The organism is Frigoribacterium sp. UYMn621, from assembly GCF_040549525.1.
GTDB lineage: Bacteria > Actinomycetota > Actinomycetes > Actinomycetales > Microbacteriaceae > Lacisediminihabitans.
In genome coordinates this window covers 48255-68193 of the sequence record NZ_JBEPTM010000001.1, presented here as the reverse complement: position 1 = coordinate 68193, position 19939 = coordinate 48255, and the positions used below count along the sequence as shown (strand labels likewise).

At 65.5% G+C, this 19939-nt stretch carries 19 protein-coding genes and 3 tRNA genes; 11 read left to right on the top strand and 11 right to left on the bottom strand.

Annotated elements, in window-relative coordinates; all coding sequences use genetic code 11:
- The first annotated feature begins 73 nt into the window (after positions 1-73).
- Positions 74-1105, top strand: coding sequence for an aldo/keto reductase (locus ABIB54_RS00365; protein ID WP_354573544.1), 1032 nt, complete (start codon positions 74-76; stop codon positions 1103-1105).
- A 3-nt stretch (positions 1106-1108) separates the two neighbouring features.
- Here the strand turns inward: ABIB54_RS00365 and ABIB54_RS00360 are convergent, their stop codons facing one another.
- Positions 1109-1951 (bottom strand): hypothetical protein, encoded by an 843-nt coding sequence (locus ABIB54_RS00360; RefSeq protein WP_354573543.1) that lies wholly within the window; start codon positions 1949-1951, stop codon positions 1109-1111.
- Positions 1952-2079: 128 nt separating this feature from the next.
- Between ABIB54_RS00360 and ABIB54_RS00355 the strand changes: the two genes are divergently transcribed.
- Positions 2080-3183 (top strand): YihY/virulence factor BrkB family protein, encoded by a 1104-nt coding sequence (locus tag ABIB54_RS00355; RefSeq protein ID WP_354573542.1) that lies wholly within the window; start codon positions 2080-2082, stop codon positions 3181-3183.
- 107 nt (positions 3184-3290) lie between these two features.
- Here the strand turns inward: ABIB54_RS00355 and ABIB54_RS00350 are convergent.
- A tRNA-Leu gene (locus tag ABIB54_RS00350) sits at positions 3291-3374 on the bottom strand.
- Positions 3375-3491: 117 nt separating this feature from the next.
- On the opposite strand from ABIB54_RS00350, the gene ABIB54_RS00345 reads away from it, so the two are divergent.
- The 7 genes from ABIB54_RS00345 (at position 3492) to pknB (ending at position 12360) form a co-directional block, all read left to right on the top strand.
- The gene (locus tag ABIB54_RS00345) at positions 3492-4217 is read left to right on the top strand and encodes an FHA domain-containing protein (RefSeq protein WP_354573541.1); all 726 of its coding nucleotides are present in this window, start codon (positions 3492-3494) and stop codon (positions 4215-4217) included.
- Positions 4214-4783: an FHA domain-containing protein FhaB/FipA gene (locus ABIB54_RS00340; RefSeq protein ID WP_354573540.1), complete on the top strand. Its 570-nt coding sequence runs from the start codon at positions 4214-4216 to the stop codon at positions 4781-4783. The genes ABIB54_RS00345 and ABIB54_RS00340 overlap by 4 nt, the downstream gene beginning before the upstream one ends.
- A gap of 4 nt (positions 4784-4787) precedes the next feature.
- Positions 4788-6032 (top strand): Stp1/IreP family PP2C-type Ser/Thr phosphatase, encoded by a 1245-nt coding sequence (locus ABIB54_RS00335; RefSeq protein ID WP_354573539.1) that lies wholly within the window; start codon positions 4788-4790, stop codon positions 6030-6032.
- A gap of 42 nt (positions 6033-6074) precedes the next feature.
- A complete protein-coding gene (locus ABIB54_RS00330; RefSeq protein ID WP_354574223.1) occupies positions 6075-7472 on the top strand; it encodes an FtsW/RodA/SpoVE family cell cycle protein in 1398 nt (465 codons plus the stop codon).
- Positions 7472-8908, top strand: coding sequence for a peptidoglycan D,D-transpeptidase FtsI family protein (locus ABIB54_RS00325; RefSeq protein WP_354573538.1), 1437 nt, complete (start codon positions 7472-7474; stop codon positions 8906-8908). Before ABIB54_RS00330 ends, ABIB54_RS00325 begins: the two co-directional genes overlap by 1 nt.
- A complete protein-coding gene (locus tag ABIB54_RS00320) occupies positions 8905-10602 on the top strand; it encodes a serine/threonine-protein kinase (protein WP_354573537.1) in 1698 nt (565 codons plus the stop codon). The genes ABIB54_RS00325 and ABIB54_RS00320 overlap by 4 nt, the downstream gene beginning before the upstream one ends.
- Before the next feature lie 69 nt (positions 10603-10671).
- The gene (pknB, locus tag ABIB54_RS00315; RefSeq protein ID WP_354573536.1) at positions 10672-12360 is read left to right on the top strand and encodes a Stk1 family PASTA domain-containing Ser/Thr kinase; all 1689 of its coding nucleotides are present in this window, start codon (positions 10672-10674) and stop codon (positions 12358-12360) included.
- A gap of 19 nt (positions 12361-12379) precedes the next feature.
- Here pknB and ABIB54_RS00310 read toward each other — a convergent pair whose 3' ends face one another.
- The 3 genes from ABIB54_RS00310 to ABIB54_RS00300 are packed head-to-tail and all read right to left on the bottom strand — an operon-like array spanning position 12380 to position 13951.
- Positions 12380-13018 (bottom strand): anthranilate synthase component II, encoded by a 639-nt coding sequence (locus ABIB54_RS00310; RefSeq protein WP_354573535.1) that lies wholly within the window; start codon positions 13016-13018, stop codon positions 12380-12382.
- Positions 13015-13173: a hypothetical protein gene (locus tag ABIB54_RS00305; protein ID WP_354573534.1), complete on the bottom strand. Its 159-nt coding sequence runs from the start codon at positions 13171-13173 to the stop codon at positions 13015-13017. The genes ABIB54_RS00310 and ABIB54_RS00305 overlap by 4 nt, the downstream gene beginning before the upstream one ends.
- Positions 13174-13180: 7 nt before the next feature.
- Complete coding sequence (locus ABIB54_RS00300) at positions 13181-13951, bottom strand: class E sortase (protein ID WP_354573533.1); 771 nt, start codon at positions 13949-13951, stop codon at positions 13181-13183.
- Between the two features lie 86 nt (positions 13952-14037).
- On the opposite strand from ABIB54_RS00300, the gene ABIB54_RS00295 reads away from it, so the two are divergent.
- Positions 14038-14283 (top strand): cell division protein CrgA, encoded by a 246-nt coding sequence (locus ABIB54_RS00295; RefSeq protein WP_354573532.1) that lies wholly within the window; start codon positions 14038-14040, stop codon positions 14281-14283.
- 77 nt (positions 14284-14360) lie between these two features.
- On the opposite strand, the gene ABIB54_RS00290 is transcribed toward ABIB54_RS00295, so the two are convergent.
- Together ABIB54_RS00290 and ABIB54_RS00285 are read right to left on the bottom strand one after the other, a co-directional pair.
- Positions 14361-15215: a rhomboid family intramembrane serine protease gene (locus ABIB54_RS00290; protein ID WP_354573531.1), complete on the bottom strand. Its 855-nt coding sequence runs from the start codon at positions 15213-15215 to the stop codon at positions 14361-14363.
- Between the two features lie 34 nt (positions 15216-15249).
- Complete coding sequence (locus ABIB54_RS00285; protein WP_354573530.1) at positions 15250-15789, bottom strand: peptidylprolyl isomerase; 540 nt, start codon at positions 15787-15789, stop codon at positions 15250-15252.
- 118 nt (positions 15790-15907) lie between these two features.
- Here ABIB54_RS00285 and ABIB54_RS00280 point away from each other — a divergent pair, with 118 nt between their 5' ends.
- Complete coding sequence (locus tag ABIB54_RS00280) at positions 15908-16477, top strand: hypothetical protein (RefSeq protein WP_354573529.1); 570 nt, start codon at positions 15908-15910, stop codon at positions 16475-16477.
- 213 nt (positions 16478-16690) lie between these two features.
- On the opposite strand, the gene ABIB54_RS00275 is transcribed toward ABIB54_RS00280, so the two are convergent.
- The 4 genes from ABIB54_RS00275 to gyrA form a co-directional block, all read right to left on the bottom strand.
- Positions 16691-16763: transfer RNA gene (locus ABIB54_RS00275), tRNA-Ala, on the bottom strand.
- Positions 16764-16788: 25 nt separating this feature from the next.
- Positions 16789-16862 (bottom strand) — tRNA-Ile (locus ABIB54_RS00270).
- Positions 16863-16939: 77 nt separating this feature from the next.
- Positions 16940-17347 carry a DUF3566 domain-containing protein gene (locus tag ABIB54_RS00265; RefSeq protein ID WP_354573528.1) on the bottom strand — a complete coding sequence of 136 codons (408 nt, stop codon included), beginning with the start codon at positions 17345-17347 and terminating at the stop codon, positions 16940-16942.
- Complete coding sequence (gene gyrA, locus ABIB54_RS00260; protein ID WP_354573527.1) at positions 17340-19925, bottom strand: DNA gyrase subunit A; 2586 nt, start codon at positions 19923-19925, stop codon at positions 17340-17342. Before gyrA ends, ABIB54_RS00265 begins: the two co-directional genes overlap by 8 nt.
- Between the last annotated feature and the right edge of the window lie 14 nt (positions 19926-19939).

The window sequence follows — 19939 nt, the reverse complement described above, 5'->3', positions numbered from 1 at the left end:
AGAAATCTACGGGATCGGGCCGCGCTCTGCAGACGGGGTAGCGCACCACCAGATCGGGACTACCGTCGAAAGTATGGAATTTCGCACACTCGGAAACAGCGGCACAGTCGTGTCAGCGCAGGCCCTCGGAACCATGACCTTCGGCGCGGAGGCCGACGAGAAAACATCCCACCTCATTCTCGATTCCTTCCTCGAGTCCGGCGGAACATTCATCGACACCGCGGATGTCTACAGCTCCGGCACCTCGGAGAAGATCATCGGCAGCTGGCTCGCCTCGCACCCCACCGAGCGTGAGCAGGTGGTGATCGCCACCAAGGGACGCTTCCCGATGGGGACCGGGCCCAACGACCTCGGACTCAGCCGCCGTCACCTCGGGCGCGCGCTCGACGCATCCCTCCGCCGTCTGGGCGTGGATCAGATCGACCTCTACCAGATGCACGCGTGGGACGCCTTCACCCCGATCGAGGAGACCCTCGGATTTCTGAACGACGCGATCGGGCAGGGCAAGATCGCCTACTACGGCTTCTCCAACTACCTCGGCTGGCAGCTGACCAAGGCCGTGCACGTGGCGAAGGCCCATGGTTGGGCGCCGCCCGTCACCCTGCAACCGCAATACAGCCTTCTGGTGCGTGACATCGAACACGAGGTAGTGCCGGCGGCCCTCGACGCGGGCATCGGACTGCTGCCGTGGTCGCCCCTCGGCGGCGGCTGGCTGAGCGGCAAGTACGTGCGCGACCAGGCGCCCACCGGCGCAACGCGCCTCGGGGAGAACCCCGAGCGCGGCATGGAGGCCTGGAAGCAGCGCAACGCCCGCGAGCAGACCTGGACGATCATCGACACGGTGAAGTCGATTGCGGATGCCCACGGCGCGAGCTCCTCGCAGGTCGCGCTCGCGTGGCTCGGAGCCCAGCCCGCGGTGACCTCGGTGATCCTCGGGGCTCGCACCGTCGCCCAACTCACCGACAACATGGGCGCCGTCGACCTGAAACTCTCACCGGAGCAGCTCGACAGCCTCACCGCGGCGAGCGCACCCCGTGCCGACGACTATCCCTATGGTGTCGCCGGAGTGGCCCAGCGCAACCGCAATCTCGAGGGTGGGCGCTGAGGGCTACTGCCCGCAGTAGCGGCCCACCCAGTCGTAGAACTCCGCCTTGACCACGGGGGAGACCGCGACCCGGAAGTAGGCGTCCTCGAACTTTCCCGCGACGGCGTGGAACGGGATGAGCGTGCCGATCTTGTCTTCGGAGATCACGTGGGTTCCGCACCGGGACGGCACGAAGTCGAAGGTGAGCACCGTCGGGGCACTCGCCGCACTGAAGGTGATTCCCAGCGGACGCACCTCACCCTCCGTGGGGATCAGCAGCGTCGTGCCGGTGGTGGACACGAGTGTCACAGTGCCGGGGGACCCCGTCGGGGCGAAGGTGACGTCGAGGAGGGCGAGCTCCGAGCCATCCCGAGTCTCGAACCGCAGGTGCGGCGCCGGGGTGATGCTCGCGACCTTCTCGAAGGCCTGCTGCCCACAGTCCTGCGCGTGCAGGGCGCCGAGGGAGTTGAACGGCACCTTCGGTGTGCTCGTGACGACGAGGGGGGAACCACCCTCGGGAGTGACGTGGATCGTGGCGGTCGGCGTGGTGTCCGGTCCCTCGCAGACCGGCGGCGGGACGGTCGCCGGGAAGTCCGTGGTCATGCCGGCGACAAGGGTGTAGGGCAGATGCCCGGCGGTGCCGGTTCCCTCGAAGTAGGCGGAGGTGAAGGTGGCAGCGGTGATGACCACATCCGTTGCTCCGCGATTGGTGATCTCGACCTGCAGGCTGCGGGTCGCGTAGTCGGCGCGGTTCTGAAACAGCGCTACCGAGAGCTTCGGCGCCGGTGCGGCCGAGCATCCGCTGAGGAGCGGAAGGAGTGCTGCGGCGATCACGATCGCGGCGCCGGTCGCCCCGGAAACCCTCACTGGATATCACCGCGCATGCTGGAAACCTACCGGACGCCGGAATTGTCGCTCAGCTGGGCCAGATGCCTTGCGGGGGTAGAGAGAGCGCCCGAATATCCCGTCGGCGCTCACGCGGGATAGCGTGAGTCATGACCACAAATCCGCCGCCCCCGGATGATGCGGTGAAAGCGTCGTGGCCCACCCAGCTCCGGAAGCAGACCTGGGCCTATCTGGCGCGTCGCACCCTCCACGAATTCGTGCAGGATGGCGGCATCGATGCGGCCGCGGGGCTCACTTTCTTCTCTGTGCTCTCGGTGTTCCCCGCGGCTCTGGCGACCGTCTCCCTGATCGGGGTCTTCGGAGACGGACCGGGCACTGTCGATCGCCTGCTGTTCCTGCTCAACCAGGTTGCGCCGGGTCCCGTCGTCGATGTGCTGCGCACGCCTCTCACCGACGTCGCCACCACCTCTACGGCCAGCTTCGCCCTGATTGCCGGCGTCATCGCATCGTTGTGGTCCGCCTCCGCCTATGTGAGTGCCTTCAGCCGGGCGATGAATCGCATCTACGAGGTGCCCGAGGGGCGCCCCTATTGGAAGCGCAAGCCGGCTCAACTCGCCGTCACCGTTCTGCTCGTCATCCTGATCCTGATCATCGCGATCATCGTGGCGGCATCCGGACCGATTCTGCGCGCTCTCGGGGGCGCGCTGGGCGTGGGCAACACCGCTGTCACAGTGTGGGACATCGCGAAATGGCCGGTACTGGTCGCAGCGGTCATCACGATCGTGACGGTGCTCTACGCGACGACGCCGAACATCCACCAGCCACGATTCCGCTGGCTGAGTCCGGGGGCGATTCTCGCCATCAGCCTGCTCGGCGCCGCATCGGGAGGCTTTGCGTTCTACCTGGCGAACTTCGCCAGCTACAACCGCACCTTCGGAACTCTTGCCGGGGTCATCATCTTCTTCGTCTGGTTGTTCCTCGTCAATGTCGCGCTTCTGTTCGGGGCCGAGTTCAATACCGAACTCGAGCGAGGGCGAGAGCTGCAGGCCGGCATCCGCGCCGAGGCGCAGCTCCAACTTCCCACTCGCGACACGACGGCGAGCGACCTCGCTCACCGCACGGCGAGGGTCGACGAACAGCTTGGGGCGCTCCTTCGAGACGGCGAGCCTCTTCCCCGCCGCACGGATACCCTGACCTTTCGCCTCCGCAGTGTTGTCCGCTCCGTGCTGGAGCGGATCCGACACCACGGCTGAGCGAACCCTCCCGGCTTCGACAGCCCCACGGTCGCGAAGCGCGACGGCAAACGACCCGGGGAAACGACGAAAGGCCACCGGATATCCGATGGCCTTTCGCCGCGTTGTGCGCGAGGGGGGACTTGAACCCCCATGCCCTCACGGGCACACGGACCTGAACCGTGCGCGTCTGCCAATTTCGCCACTCGCGCAGACTTAGCGACATTACCACAGCGGGCGCGAGCCGGATGAGCAGGGCGGTGGAAGGCGCGGCACAGGCCGTGCGGCTAACATCGACCTACATGCTCGCACCGTGACGAGGGAGAACGTTGGGCCTGCTGGACAGCTTCGAGAAGGGTTTGGAGCGCGCCGTCAACGGGGCGTTTGCCAAGACCTTCAAGTCCGGCCTGCAACCGGTCGAGATCACCTCCGCGCTCCGCCGCGAGCTCGATACCAAGGCCGCGGTCGTCGCGCGTGACCGCATCCTGGTGCCGAATCGGTTCACGGTTCGCCTCTCCAGCGCCGACTACGCCAAGATGACCGCCATCGGACCCACGCTCGTCGACGAACTCAGCCGACTCGTTCAGCAGCACGCCGCGGCCCAGCACTACCAGTTCTCGGGCGGCATCAGCATCACGCTCGCCGAAGACAGCACGCTGACACAGGGCGTGCTCGGCATCGACTCGGTGAGCGTCAAGGGCACCGTCGCTTGGACGCCGGTGCTGGATGTCGCGGGCAAGCGCTACCCCATCGTGAAGAGCCGCACGATCATCGGGCGTGGCCATGACGCCGACATCACCGTGGATGACACCGGCATCTCTCGCAAGCACGTCGAGATCCTCTGGGATGGCACCCGCGCCGAGGTCAACGACCTGGGATCCACCAACGGCTCGCAGCTCAACGGCGCGCCGGTGCACAAAGCGCCGCTCGCCCCCGATTCCGTCATCAACATCGGAAGAACCCGTATCGTGTTCCGGGTGCTCGCCCAATCAGCGTCGGCTGACCAGTTCTCCGATCTCCGTGCCGGCGACGACGATGTCGGCGGTCGGCGATGAGTGAGCTGACCCTTCTTCTTCTGCGATTCGGGTTCTTGATCATCCTCTGGGCCTTCGTTTTCGCCGTCGTCTACGCGTTGCGCACCGACCTGTTCGGACAGCGGGTGCGCCGATTGCCCGCGGATGTCGCCTCCGCAGCTTCCGCGGCAAGCCAGCCATTCGTCGCTTCCGCCGTCGCGCCGCCGGTGGCGCCCGCTCCCGCCTGGAGCGCTGGCACCGCCTCGGATGCCACCGAGGCCTTCGACGTGCAGGCGAGCAACGGCAACTCGTCACTCGTCGCCACCCGGCTGGTCATCACCTCTGGTCCGAAGGAGGGCCTCGAGCTCAGCCTGCCGAAGGAGCCTCTGACCATCGGCCGATCGAGCGAGAGCGGTCTCGTCATCCGCGACGACTACACGTCCACGCATCACGCGCGCCTCATGCTCTGGAGCGAGGACTGGGTGATCCAGGACCTAGACTCGACCAACGGCACGTTCCTCAACGGCACTCGGGTCACACTTCCCACACCGGTACCGCTCAACACTCCGGTTCGGATCGGCACGACCAGTTTCGAACTTCGGCGGTAGGTGAATGGCCACATCGGGCAAGAGCACGGCCGTTTCGCACGTCGGAAAGATCCGGGCGAACAACCAGGACTCCGGCTATGCCGGCACGCATCTCTTCGTCGTCGCCGACGGTATGGGTGGCCACGCCGGCGGTGACGTCGCTTCCGCGATCGCGCTCAAACGCGTGATGGAGGCCGACCGGCAGTACGCCTCGGCCGCCGATGCGGAGTTCGCCCTGCAGTCGGCACTCAGCGCGGCGAACAGCATGCTCGCCGAGACCGTGTTCGAGCATCCGGAACTCACCGGAATGGGCACGACGGTGAGCGCCATCCTGCGATCAGGCTCTCAGGTGGCCATCGCTCACATCGGCGACTCCCGCATCTATCTCCTGCGGGATGGAACGCTCAAGCAGATCACCGCCGACCACACCTTCGTGCAGCGTCTCGTCGACAGCGGGCGCATCACGCCGGAAGAGGCTGCCGTCCACCCCCGCCGGTCCGTGCTCATGCGCGTGCTCGGCGACGTGGATGCCACCCCCGAGATCGACACCACGGTGTTCGATGTGCTGCCCGGGGACCGCTGGATGCTCTGCTCCGACGGCCTCTCGAGTTACGTCTCCGACGACAAGATCGAGCACACCCTCACGGCCCAGGCCGTGGTGCGGGACGCCGCGGACCGCCTGGTGAAGGAGAGCCTCGACCAGGGTGCGCCCGACAATGTCACGGTCGTGATCGTCGACATCGACGAGACCGGCGAATCGGCGTCGTCACCGGTCATGATCGTCGGATCCGCCGCCTCCCCCCTCACCTTCGAGGGCGAGTCGGGGCGTCGCCCGCTTCGTCTGCCCACCCTGTTGCTGCATCCGCTCAAGTCGACGCAGGCGCACGAAGACAGTCACTTCGAACCGGAATCCGATGAGTATCTCGACGAGCTGATCCTCGAAGACCGTCGACGCGCCCGCCGTCGGCGCATCACCTGGCTCGTGGGGATCATCGTGATCGTCGCTCTGCTCGCCAGCGCTCTCTTCGTCGGCTATCGCTGGTCGCAGTCGCTGTACTACGTGGGCGCCGACGGCCAGACCGTGGCCATCTACCGCGGCATCCAGCAGGATCTCGGGCCGATCACCCTGCACAGCATCTACACCGAGACCAGCGTGCGGCTCGACGACCTGCCGAGCTACACCCGAAAGACTGTCGTCGACACCATCAGCGCCTCCGATCTCGCCGACGCGAAGGCGATCATCAAACGACTGACAAATGCCAGCAAGTAGAGCACTGTCATGACCAGCGCCGAAGGCACCACCCAGATCGGGATGCCCGCGCCCGCGGCGACGGATACCGGGGCGCTGTCGACCTTCACCAACACGATCCGCCTGAAGCTGCGCGTCCCGGCGAAGCTCCGCAACCTCGAACTCGCCCTTCTGCTCTTCGCGTTCGCCGTCGTCGGCTCGTCGATCGCCCTGGTCGAACTCGGGACCCTCGGCGTGCTGCGGGGCCCGGTTCTCGCACTGGCGGCGGGCCTCGGCGTGATCACCCTCATCATCCATGTGGCGCTGCGATTCGTCGCTGCACAGGCTGATCCCTTCATCCTCCCCGTGATCACCCTGCTCAACGGGCTCGGTATCGCGGAGATCTACCGGCTGGATATCGGCAAGAACCAGTCCGGCTGGGAGGCGGCCGGCGTGCGCCAGATCGCCTGGACGGCACTGGCCATGCTGTTGGCGCTGGCCGTGCTGATCATCATCCGCAATCACCGGGTGCTGCAGCGCTACCGCTATATCGCCATGTTCGTCGGGATCGTGCTGCTGCTGATGCCGATGCTGCCGGGAATCGGCCAGACGATCAACGGCGCCCGGCTCTGGATCCGCTTCGGCAGTTTCAACTTCCAGCCCGGAGAACTAGCCAAGATAGCCCTGGCCATCTTCTTCGCCGGCTACCTGGTGACAGCCCGCGACAGCCTCTCCCTCGTCGGGCGCAAGTTTCTCGGCATGCGCTTTCCACGGGTGCGCGATCTCGGCCCGATCCTCGTGATCTGGCTCGCCGCGATGGCCGTTCTGGTATTCCAGCGCGACCTCGGCACCGCCCTGTTGTTCTTCGGCCTGTTCCTCGTGATGATCTACGTTGCGACAGGACGGCTCAGCTGGGTCATCCTCGGTCTCGCGCTGTTCGTCGGGGGCGCGCTCATCGCCAGCAGGCTGCTCACTTATGTCGGCGGGCGATTCAGCTCCTGGCTGGATGCCTTCAACCCGAAGATCTACGATGCGCCGGGCGGAAGCTACCAGCTCGTGCAGGGCATCTTCGGTCTCGCCCACGGCGGCCTGATCGGCACCGGCTGGGGGCAGGGGAGCCCCGGGATCGTGCCCCTCGCCGAAAGCGACTACATCATCGCCAGCCTCGGTGAGGAGCTCGGGCTGGCGGGCCTGTTCGCCATCCTCGCCCTGTACCTCCTCTTCGTCTCCCGAGGATTCCGCATCGGCTTTGCCGGACAGGATGACTTCGGTCGCCTGCTCGGCGTCGGCCTCTCCTTCGTCATCGCGCTCCAGGTGTTCATCGTCCTCGGAGGAGTGACACGGGTGATCCCGCTCACCGGTCTCACCACCCCGTTCCTCGCGGCGGGCGGATCATCTCTCGTGGCCAACTGGATCATCGCCGCCCTGCTGTTGAGGCTTTCCGACAGCGTGCGCAATCAACCGCAATTGGTGGTGGAGTGATGAATCGGCAGGTCAAACGCGTGACCATCGCGGTGATGCTCATGTTCCTGGCGTTGTTCACGTCCACCACGATCATCACCGTGTTCCAGGTGGACTCGCTCAACGCCGACCCGCGTAATGTGCGCACCCTCAACGACAGTTATTCGGCCGAGCGCGGCCCGATCCTCGTCGATGGCCAGGCGATCGCCGTGTCAAAGCCGGTCGCCGACAAGTACAAGTTCCAGCGCGTCTACAGCGATCCGCAGCTCTATTCCGCGGTCACCGGATACTTCACCCTCAACCAGGGCAACACCGGCGTCGAGGGCGCCCTCAACAATTACCTCAGCGGCACCGCGAACGACCAGTTCCTCACCAAGGTCAATTCGATCCTCACCGGCCAGACCCCCAAGGGTGCTTCAGTCTCCCTGACCATCGATCCCAAGGTGCAGCAGGCGGCCTGGGATGCCCTCGGCAACAACGCCGGATCCGTGGTCGCGCTCGATCCACGCACCGGGGCCATCCTGGCCATGGTCTCGAAGGCCGCTTTCGACCCGAACGTGCTGGCCTCCCACAACTCCACCGATGTGATCAGTGCCTACAAGACCCTGCTCGCAGACCCCGCGAGACCGCTCATCAACCGGGCGATCGCCGGTGACCTGTATTACCCCGGGTCCGTGTTCAAGCTGATCACGACCTCCGCGGCGATCGACAGCGGCAAGTACAAACCGGAAGACACCTTTCCGAACCCCAACACCCTCACCCTGACCGGCACCTCGACGAACATCAACAATGCCGAGGGCGGCAGCTGCGGTGGAGGGGCGACCGTCTCGATCGCCGATGCGCTTCGTCTCAGCTGCAACATCCCGATGGCCCAGCTGGGAGCCGCGCTCGGTGGCGATGTGCTCAAGAAATACGCCACCGCCTATGGCTTCGGACAGAAGCTCTCGATCCCGATGCGCGTGACGCCGAGCATCTATGACATCGGCAACACCGCCCAGGTGGAGCTCTCGGCCTTCGGTCAGTTCGAAGACCGCGTCACCCCGCTGCAGGTGGCCATGACGTCGGCCGCCATCGCCAACGGTGGTTCGCTCATGCAGCCGACCCTGATCAAGGAGATCACGGCACCGGACCTCACCCCGATCCAGCCCTTCCAGCAGAAGGTCTTCAGCCAGCCGATCACCCCGGCCACGAGTGCCACCATGACGCAGCTGATGATCAACAACGTGAGCAACGGGGCTGCCAGTAATGCAAGAATTAGTGGAGTCGATGTGGCAGGCAAAACCGGTACAGCTCAAAACGGCGACGGTAAGCCATACACCCTCTGGTTCACCGGCTTCGCGCCCGCAGACAACCCGAAAGTTGCTGTGGCTGTCGTCGTGGAGAACGGAACGAGCTTCGGCAATGCAGTCGCGGCCCCAATCGCGAAAAAGGTAATAGAGGCGGTGCTTGGCAAATGAGACCCACGAGTGGCCTCACTTTCGGAGGACGGTACCAACTCTCCAGCCGGGTCGCCATCGGCGGCATGGGCGAGGTCTGGCAGGCGACCGACCTGGTGATCGGGCGCACCGTCGCCATCAAGATCCTCAAGGACGAATACCTCGGTGATCCCGGCTTCCTCGAGCGCTTCCGCGCCGAGGCCCGGCACGCCGCCCTCGTCAACCACGAGGGAATCGCCAACGTCTTCGACTACGGCGAGGAGGAGGGCAGCGCCTACCTCGTGATGGAACTGGTGCCGGGCGAAGCCCTGTCCACCATCCTCGAACGCGAACGCGTGCTCTCCACCGACCGCGTGCTCGACATCGTTGCCCAGACGGCATCCGCGCTGCACGCGGCCCACTCGGCCGGCCTCGTGCACCGCGACATCAAGCCGGGCAACCTGCTGATCACCCCGGATGGCCGCGTCAAGATCACGGACTTCGGGATCGCCCGCATCGCCGACCAGGTGCCGCTCACCGCCACCGGCCAGGTGATGGGCACTGTGCAGTACCTGTCACCGGAACAGGCCAGCGGCCACCCGGCATCGCCGACCACCGACATCTACTCGCTCGGCATCGTCGCGTACGAGGCCCTTGCCGGAAAGCGCCCCTTCACCGGCGAGTCTCAGGTCGCCATCGCCATGGCGCAGATCAACGAGGCCCCACCGGAACTCCCGGTGACGGTCTCGGAGCCCGTGCGCAATCTCGTCTATGCCTGCATCGCCAAGAACCCGGCCGACCGTCCCGCATCCGCGGCTCACCTGGCTCGCGCCGCCCAGGCGCTCCGCCGCGGGGATGTCGCGGCTGCGGCATCCGCGGTGCCCGGAATCCTTGGGGCGGGCACGCTCCCCGCCCTCCTGCGCGAGAACCCCGCGACCCAGGCGACGCGACTGCTCACCACGGCCAGCTCCGTCGAGTCGGGGCCGCCGACCACACCGGTGCCCACCAAGACGCGCAGCCCCTGGACCTGGCCGCTGATCGCGCTCGTGGCGATCCTGCTCATCGTGCTCATCGGGGCACTGATCACGCTGCTGGGCAATCCCTCGCCGGCGCCATCCACGTCGCCGAGCATCACCTCCCCGCCGCCGTCACCCAGCGCCACGAAACCCTCCCCGACACCGACGAGTGACATCATCAACATCGGCCCGACCAAATTCATCGGGGAGAAGCTCGCCGCCGTGCAGGCGGAACTCGACGCCCTCGGCCTCGGAGCCAACATGGTGCCGGATGCCACCCCTGCACCGGACGCCTCCAAGGTGGGCACCGCCTACTTCGTGAACCCCACCGGCAATGTGCGTAAGAACGACACGATCACCGTGCGGTTCTACGGGGCGGTGCCGGCCGCGCCCTCTCAACCGGACCCGCTCAAGGCCAGCGCCGTCAACCCGGACAACACTGTGACGGTGCAGATTCCGCCTTACTCGGGATGTCCGACTGGATCGACCTTCTTGAACTACACATTCTCTTTCAACGCACCGTCGACGATCGATAAGCCAGCTACCAAGTCGACCTCACCGAGCACAGTCGACCCGACCACAACCACTCTCACCTGGACGTTAGCAACCGTCCCAACCACTAAGAACACGATGACCTACGTGGCCAACTGTTCCGGCGGAACCTCGCCCTCCTCCCCGACCCTGACCGAGACCTCGATCGCTTCCACACCGGCACCCTAACCACCGGGCGCCAAACCGCCACGCATTACACTGGCAAGGTCCTGCCCCCGCATCCCCAGGAGATCATTCGTGACTGAAGGCACTCGGCTTCTCGCCGGCCGCTATGAGGTCGGTGCGCTCATTGGCCGTGGGGGGATGTCGGATGTTCACGTCGGCACGGACATCCGGCTCGGCCGTCGAGTCGCCATCAAGTTGCTCAAGCCGGCCCTGGCGACGGATCCGCGTTTCCGCGTGCTCTTCCGCGAGGAGGCGCAGAAGGCCGCCCGCATGGCGCATCCCACGATCGTGCGTGTCTTCGATGCCGGAGAGGAGACCGTTCGCGAGCCGAACGGCCTCGAGAGCCAGGTGCCCTACATCGTCATGGAGTTCGTCGACGGGCGGCTGCTCAAAGACATCGTGGCAGACGGTCCGCTCGAACCCAAAGAGGCGGTGCGCATCGTCTCTGGCATCCTCACCGCCCTCGAGTACAGCCATCGCGCACTGCTCGTGCACCGCGACATCAAGCCCGGCAACGTCATGGTGACCCAGAACGGCCAGGTCAAGGTGATGGACTTCGGCATCGCCCGTGCCGTCTCCGACAACTCCGCCACCGTCGCCGACACCAGCGCGGTGCTCGGTACCGCGCAGTACTTCTCGCCGGAGCAGGCCCGCGGTGAGACCGTGGATGCCCGCACCGACCTGTACTCCACCGGTGTTGTGCTCTTCGAGCTCCTCACCGGCCGGCCGCCGTTCCGGGGGGATCGTGCCGCGGCTGTGGCCTACCAGCACATCAGCGAGGCGGCTGTCGCGCCGAGCACCATCAACCCGCGGGTGTCCCCGTCCCTCGATTCCGTGGTGCTCCACGCCCTCGCGAAAGACAAGTTCCAGCGGTTCCAGACCGCTGCCGAGTTCCGCCAGGATCTCGAGGATGCGAGCGCGGGCGGGATTCCGCCCCGCAAGCCGCCGGTCAGTGACTTCAACTCCACCCTCTTCGGGGTGAACCCTGCCGCGACAGCCGGCTCTGAGGCCGCACTTCGACAGCTGGTCGCGCCCAACGACGAGCGTGGCGCCCGCACGCAGAACCGGCCTCCCGTCGCCTGGATCTGGGTGGGGATCACCGTACTCGCGGTCATCCTCATCGCTGTCGTCTTCTGGGTCGTGAACCTTCCGCCCGCCACCATCGGGGACAACCTCTCGGTGAAGGTGCCGGATGTCACGGGGCAGCTCTACGACCAGGGTGCCGCGAAGCTGAAGGAGGCGGGGCTCAAGACGACCAAGCTCGACCAGTCGAGTTCCACCGTCGAGAGCGGCCACATCATCAGCACCGATCCGAATGCGGGCCAAAAGGTCTCCAAGGACGGCACCGTGCTGGTCACGGTGTCATCGGGCAAGACCCCCACCTCCATTCCGAGCCTCAGCAATCTCACCGTCGAGGCGGCGAAGGCGGCGCTCGAGGCCAGGAAACTCGCGATGGGTACCAACACCCCCGAGAACTCCGCGACGATCACCTCCGGCACCGTCATCCGCAGCGACCCGGCGGCAAGCAGCCCCGCGCGCGAGGGTGACGTCGTCAACCTCTTCATCTCCACCGGCCTCGTGACGATCCCCTCCGTGGTCGGGGCGGACATCGGGGACGCGAACACCCAGCTCGGCGTGCTTCAACTCACCATCAATCCCGTGGCCGATTCCACCTGCACCGGGAACAAGGTGAAGGCGCAGTCCCTCACCGGCGACCAGCCGCAACGCTCGACGATCACCCTCACCTACTGCAGCGGTTAAGCCCGAGCGGTGTGAGTGATCAGCCGAGGTTGACCAGCGGAGTCAGTCCTCGAGCCGTCTCAGGCGCCGTCTCGAGACCGGTGACGGCCAACCAGTTGGCGATCATGGCGTAGCCGCCCTCGGTGAGCACCGACTCGGGGTGGAACTGCACGCCGAAGATCGGCGCGGATTCGTGCCGGGCGCCCATGATCACGCCGCCCTCGGTCCGCGAGGTCACAACGAGCTCGTCGGGCACCGTCGAGTCCACGACCGCCAGCGAGTGGTACCGGGTCGCCCGGAAGGGCTGGGGAACGCGCCGATAGAAGTCGCTGTCGTCATGGGTGATCAGCGAGGTCTTCCCGTGCATGAGCTCCTCGGCGTGGGTCACCGTGGCGCCGAGGGCCTCGGCGATGGCCTGGTGCCCGAGGCACACCCCGAGCAGCGGAAGGCCCGACGACAGAGCTGCCGTCACGATGGGGATGGACACCCCCGCCGCCGCGGGCGTGCCCGGCCCCGGAGAGAGCAGCACGCCGTCGTACTCGGCGATGCGCGCTGCGGCGTCGGCCGCCGGGAAGGAGTCGTTGCGCACGACATCCGTCGTCGCCCCCAACTGCAGCAGATAGCCGTTCAGGGTGTAGACGAAGCTGTCGTAGTTGTCGATCACCAGAATGCGTGTCATGTTCCCACCGTCACATCGTTCACGTTCACGAAGGTGGTGAGCCACGGGAACACGAACAGAACCAATACGGCGAGTACCGCCGCGAAGAAAAGCACGATCAGAATCACGCGCAGCCAGAGGGGGCCGGGCATCAGTCGCCAGAGAGCTCCGTACATGGCCGTCCTAACTGTTCGCCGTGACGGCCGCGCTGATCGCGGCGGGGACCCCGGCGGAGATCGGCTGCCAGGACTCGAGAGAGGCGTAAGCGATGATGCGCTCGGCCGCCGAGAACATCGGATTGCAGCTCGTCATCGTGAGAATGCGATCGGTCGGGGCGACCCCGGCGAACTGCGGCACCGGATCGAGCACGCCGACCCCGGTGGGTCGCACGTATTCGAGCCCGCGGAACTCGTAGGTGTAATAGCCGTCCTGCGTCTGCACGTAGATCTTGTCGCCCACCTGCAGGCTCGCGAGCGGCTTGAATGGCGCCCCATGGGTGGTGCGGTGCGCGGCCACCGCGAAGTTGCCCACCTGGCCCGGCATCTGCGTGCCCGGGTAGTGGCCGATCCCGTTCTTATCGAGCACCTTCGCCGTCTCGACTCCCTCGGAGATGGATCGCGCGTAGTCCGCGCCGAACCGGGGCACGTACATGACCGCGAACTTCACAGCATCGCCGGGAGCGATGGCAACCAGTGGTTCGCCGAAGTCGGTACCGGGGGCTGTGACGTGCCCGTGGGCGGGTGAGGCGGCATCCCACCCCTGGGCGAGAGCGGCCCCGGCCTTGTTCTGGTCCGCCCCGACGATGAGGTCGTTGAGCCACAGCTGCCAGCCGAGGAAGAGGAACACCAGCACACCGGCCGTGATGAACAACTCACCGAGGACTCCGATCACGCTGACACGGTGGGGGCGCTTCGGCGAGACGGTATCCGTCTGCTTTCGCGCCTGCTCGCTCATGGTCTCGATTCTAAGTGTTCGGTGCGAATGCCGGACGGGGGAGCCTCGCCTCGGGCCTTCGGGGGCTTTCAGGCTAGAATTCCGGCATGGCAAGATCCACTCCGCGCACCAAGGCCGTTGCTCCCGAAACGAATCGTTCGGGGGACGACGCCCCGAACCCGGTCTGGTTCAAGCCGATCATGTTCGGCCTCATGCTCATCGGTCTTGCCTGGATCATCGTCTTCTACGTGAGCCAGGGCACCCTGCCCGTTCCGCAGTTCGGGCAGTGGAACATCCTCATCGGGTTCGGAATCCTCTTCGTGGGATTCCTGATGACCACTCGCTGGCGCTGATCCCGCGCCCCCTCGGTGGGGCAATTACACGGGTGTAATTATCCCCAATGTGGAAAAGCCTGTGGATAAGTCGGGGCTCACGCGCCGATGAGCTGAACGCCGGCGACGGTCGCTCCGATCAACAGGGCGAAGACCCCGGCGAGCGATAGCAGTTGGATGCCCCGTCGGCTGCGGTCCCGAGTGCGCACCAGCAGGAACGCGACGAGTGCTCCGACGAGCAGGCCTCCCACGTGCGCCTGCCACGCGATCCCCGGCACGATGAAGCCGATCACCAGGTTGATCACGATCACGATGATGAGCTGTCGGCTGTTGCCGCCGAGGTGGCGGGCGATCACGAAGTAGGCACCGAACAGGCCGAAGATGGCGCCGGATGCCCCGATGACCGCCGAGCCCGGACTGCTGAGCAGCACCGCGACCGAGCCGCCGAATCCGCTCAACAGGAACAGCGCGAGGAAGCGCCAGCGCCCCACCAGACGTTCGAGCTCTGGTCCGAGCACGAACAGCGAGTACATGTTGAAGAGGATGTGGATGATCGATCCGTGCACGAACAGGGAGGTCAGCATCCGCCACGGCTCGATCGACGTGTACGGGGGGTAGTAGAGCAGTGCGCTCACGATCGGGCTGCCCCGCCCCACGAGCTGGCCGGTGAGCGCCTCCGCAGCGAACACGATCACGCAGAGTGCCATGATCACGTAGGTCACGAGCGGAGCCCCCGGCTGTGCCATGCGACGCACAGAGGTCACTACTGCCGGCTTGGTGCGCGGTGCGCTCTGCCGGGATTCCCGCATGCACTCGGGGCAATGCACACCGACCGCGGCCGGCGTCTGGCATTCGGCACAGATCGTGCGCCCGCAGCGCTGGCAGAGGATGAAACTCTGGCGATCCGGATGCCGGTAGCAGAAGTCGTCGGCGCTGGCCGACCCCTCGCTCACTGTGCGTTCACGGGGAGTCGACCGGATCGGTGCATCAGACCTCGTCGATCGTGACCGACTTGATCACGATGTCTTCGAGGGGACGATCGTTGCGGTCCTTCTTGACGGCCTCGATCTTCTTGACGACGTCGCGGGAGGCCTCGTCGGCGACCTCTCCGAAGATGGTGTGCTTTCCCTGGAGCCAGGTGGTGGGAACCGTCGTGATGAAGAACTGCGAGCCGTTGGTGCCCTTGCCGCCGCGGCTGCCAGCGTTGGCCATGGCGAGGAGGTACGGCTTGGTGAAGGTGAGCTCGGGGTGGATCTCGTCATCGAAGTTGTAACCCGGTCCGCCGGTCCCCTGGCCGAGCGGGTCGCCGCCCTGGATCATGAAGTCGTCGATGATGCGGTGGAAGACCACGCCGTCGTAGAGCTTGTCCTTCGACACCTTTCCGGTGCCCGGGTGGGTCCACTCGATGTCGCCCGCGGCGAGACCGACGAAGTTCTTCACGGTCTTGGGGGCGTGGTTACCGAACAGGTTGACGGTGATGTCACCCTCGGTGGTGTGGAAAGTTGCGGTGTGGGTGTGCATAGACATGCCTATATTCTCCCACAGCAATGCCTAGCGTTCAGGGTTCGTCCAGTCAACCGGGTTTGTCTGCGCAGGCGTGCGTGCAAAGATGGGAGAATTCTCCGTCCGACTACTGGAGGTCCCCTTGGCACTGTCACGTAAGCGCGCGAAAGAATTGAAGCGACTCCGGTCCGCTGCATCCGATCTCTGGGATGACCAGAAGGATGTTCTCGAGCACGCCTCCCACGTCATTCGTGAGGCGGGTCGCCAGGCGGCCAACGCCGGGCGCGAAGAGGTCGCCCCCCGGGTGCGCGACACCTACGACCACCGCGTGCGCCCCGTCGTTGACCTCGGAGTGGCCTCTGGCCGTGCCGTCGCCGACACCGCGAAGGACAAGGTGCAGCGCGACGTGCTCCCCGCAGTCTCTTCCGCTCTCGCCTCGGCTCTCGCCGTGCTCGAGGTCTCCAAGGATCCCCGTGTGCGTGAGGCGCTCAACAACATCCGTAACGCCGGAAACCAGCTCGGCGCCAAGGTCGGTGTCGTGCAGCCCAAGCCCCAGCCGGGCCCGGGTCGCTACATCCTCATCGCACTCGCGGTCGTCGCCGCTGCCGGGGTCGCGTATGCGGCCTGGCAGACCCTTCGCGCCGACGACGAGCTCTGGGTCAGCGACGAAGAGGCGGATGACCCCATCGCGCCCGCATCGGCGCGCGCGTAGCCGCAGGCCCACAGCGACAACAGCGCGGCTCGGTCGCAAACACGCGGACCCTCGCACGTGCAGGACTCTTCTGACGGGTGTCACTCGAGAGGCTCATCGGCCCCTCCGGTGACACCCGTTGCTGCGTCCCACGTCGCAGCGAATGCCCCACCACGAGCCGTGGGGGAGACACGAAACCCCCGGGCACAGAGCACCGGGGGTGAAGGACAGCTGTGGAGCTTAGGAGAATCGAACTCCTGACCTCCGCCTTGCAAAGGCGGCGCTCTACCAATTGAGCTAAAGCCCCGGAAATCCGACGAACGGATTCCGAGTGGGGATACCAGGACTTGAACCTGGGACCTCTTCGTTATCAGCGAAGCGCTCTAACCGCCTGAGCTATATCCCCATTGCCTCGATTCACTCGAGGGCAGATACGAGAGTATCGCACCTGTCGAGTTTCAACGAATCGAGCGCCGAACCCTGCTAGTTGTTGGTGAAACCGACCAGCAGGCCGCCGGTGATGCGCACGCTGAAGTTATACAGCATCGCCGTTATCGCGCCGAGAGCAGTGCCGACGACAGTGTTGAGAAGGGCGACGACGACGGCGAACAGACCGACCTGCGCGAGCGAGAAACTCGTCGTTACGCTGAACGTCGGCTCATTGAGGATGTCCTGCAGCACACTGTCGAGCTTGCCGAAGATCCCCGTGCCGTCGAGGACGACCCAGACGAGCATGCTGGCCACGATCAGGATGATCCCGAGGGTGATCGCGATCAGGAACGACAGCTTCACGGCCGACCAGAAGTCGACGTAGACGAGCTTCAGCCGCACCTGCTTCGTGGCCGTGGCCCGCTGGGATTTGCGCTGGAGTTTTTCGGCGACGCTACTCATCTACGGACTCGTCCTTTCCGGTCTGGATCTCTCCGGCAGGCGGCTCCTCGTCGGGAGCATCCAGGCCTTCGGCTTCCAGATTGCGTTCACTGTTCTTCGCGACTGCGATGATCTTGTCGTCGTCCGCGAAACGTGCGAAGACTACGCCCATAGTGTCACGACCCTTGGCCGGCACCTCGGCGACAGACGAGCGTACCACCTTGCCGCTGGCCAGAACCACAAGCACCTCGTCGTCATCCTCGACGATGAGCGCCCCGGCGAGATCCCCGCGGGCCTCCTGCAGCTTGGCCACCTTGATGCCAAGGCCACCGCGATTCTGCACCCGGTACTGGTCTGCAGCGGTGCGTTTGGCGAAGCCGCCCTCGGTCACCACGAAGACGAATCCGGTGTCTGCGACGACGGATGCGTCCAGCAGGGTGTCCTCGTCGCGGAAGTGCATTCCGATCACCCCGGAGGTTGCGCGGCCCATCGGGCGCAGCGCGTCATCGGAGGCCGTGAAGCGGATGGACATGCCCTTGCGGGAGACGAGGAGCAGGTCGGAGTCTTCCTCCACGAGCATCGCCGAGACCAGTTCATCCTCTTCTCGGAGGTTGATCGCGATGATGCCACCGGTGCGGTTGGTGTCGTACTCCGACAGCAGCGTCTTCTTCACCAGGCCGCCTCGGGTGGCGAGAGCCAGGTACTTGGCCACCTGGTAGTCGCGGATGTCCAGGATCTGAGCGATCTCTTCATCCGGCTGCAGGGCGAGCAGGTTCGCGACGTGCTGGCCCTTGGTGTCGCGGCCGCCCTCCTGCACCTCATAGGCCTTCGCGCGATAGACACGGCCCTTGTTCGTGAAGAACAACAGCCAGTGGTGCGTGGTCGTGACGAAGAAGTGCTCCACCACGTCATCCGCGCGCAGCTGGGCGCCCTTGACGCCCTTGCCGCCGCGGTGCTGGCTGCGGTAGTTGTCGCTGCGCGTGCGCTTGATGTAGCCACCGCGTGTGACGGTGATCACCATCTCCTCTTCGGGGATGAGGTCTTCCACGTTCATGTCGCCGTCGAAACCGAACATGATCTCGGTGCGACGGTCGTCCCCATACTTCGCGATGAGTTCCGTGAGTTCTTCGCTCACGATGTCGCGCTGGCGCTGCGGGCTCGCCAGGATCGCCTTGAAGTCCGCGATCTCGAGTTCGATCTTCTCGGCCTCTTCGATGATCTTCTGACGCTCGAGGGCGGCGAGGCGGCGCAGCTGCATCTCGAGGATGGCGCGGGCCTGTTGCTCATCGATCTCGAGCAGCGTCATCAGCCCATCGCGGGCATCCTCGACGGTCGCCGAGCGACGGATCAACGCGATGACCTCATCCAGGGCGTCGAGAGCCTTGAGATATCCGCGCAGGATGTGGGCGCGCTCTTCGTGCCGGCGCAGCCGGAACGCGGTGCGGCGCACGATCACGTCGATCTGATGGTCGCTCCACGCCGTGATGAACCCGTCGATCGCGAGCGTGCGCGGGATCCCGTCGACGATCGCGAGCATGTTCGCGCCGAAGTTCTCCTGCAGCTGGGTGTGCTTGTAGAGGTTGTTGAGCACGACCTTCGCCACGGCGTCGCGCTTCAGCACGATCACGAGGCGCTGGCCGGTGCGGCCGGAGGTCTCGTCGCGGATGTCCGCGATCCCCGTGATCTTCTGCTCCTTGACGAGCTCGGCGATCTTCAGCGCGAGGTTGTCGGGGTTCACCTGGTACGGCAGTTCCGTCACCACGAGGCAGGTGCGACCCTGGAGCTCCTCGACGTTGACAACGGCACGCATCGTGATCGATCCACGGCCCGTGCGGTACGCGTCCTGGATGCCCTTGAGGCCGAGGATCTGCGCGCCGGTGGGGAAGTCCGGTCCCTTGATGCGCTGGATGAGCGCTTCGACGAGCTCCTCCTGAGAGGCATCCGGGTTGGCCAGGTGCCAGAGCGCGCCCTCGCCGACCTCACGCAGGTTGTGCGGGGGGATGTTGGTGGCCATGCCGACCGCGATTCCCACCGAACCATTGACGAGGAGATTCGGGAAACGGCTGGGGAGCACGAAGGGCTCCTGGGTGCGGCCGTCGTAGTTGTCCTGGAAGTCGACGGTCTCTTCCTCGATGTCCCGCACCATCTCCATCGCGAGAGGAGCCATCTTGGTCTCGGTGTACCGATGGGCCGCTGCTCCGTCATTGCCGGGGGAGCCGAAGTTCCCCTGGCCGAGGGCGAGCGGGTAGCGGAGGCTCCACGGCTGCACGAGTCGCACGAGAGCGTCGTACACCGAGGAATCACCGTGCGGGTGGAACTGCCCCATGACGTCGCCGATGACGCGGGTGCACTTGGAGAAGCCCTTGTCGGGACGATAACCACCGTCGTACATCGCGTAGATCACGCGACGATGAACGGGCTTCAGGCCGTCACGCACCTCGGGAAGGGCGCGCCCGACGATCACGCTCATCGCGTAGTCGAGGTAGGAGCGCTGCATCTCGAGCTGGAGGTCGACCTGCGTGATCTTGTCGTGTGCGAGGTCGATCTCGCGGCCGGCGATCTGCGGCTCGGCGTCGTCCGGAGGTGTTACATCAGCCATTTTTTTACTTTCTG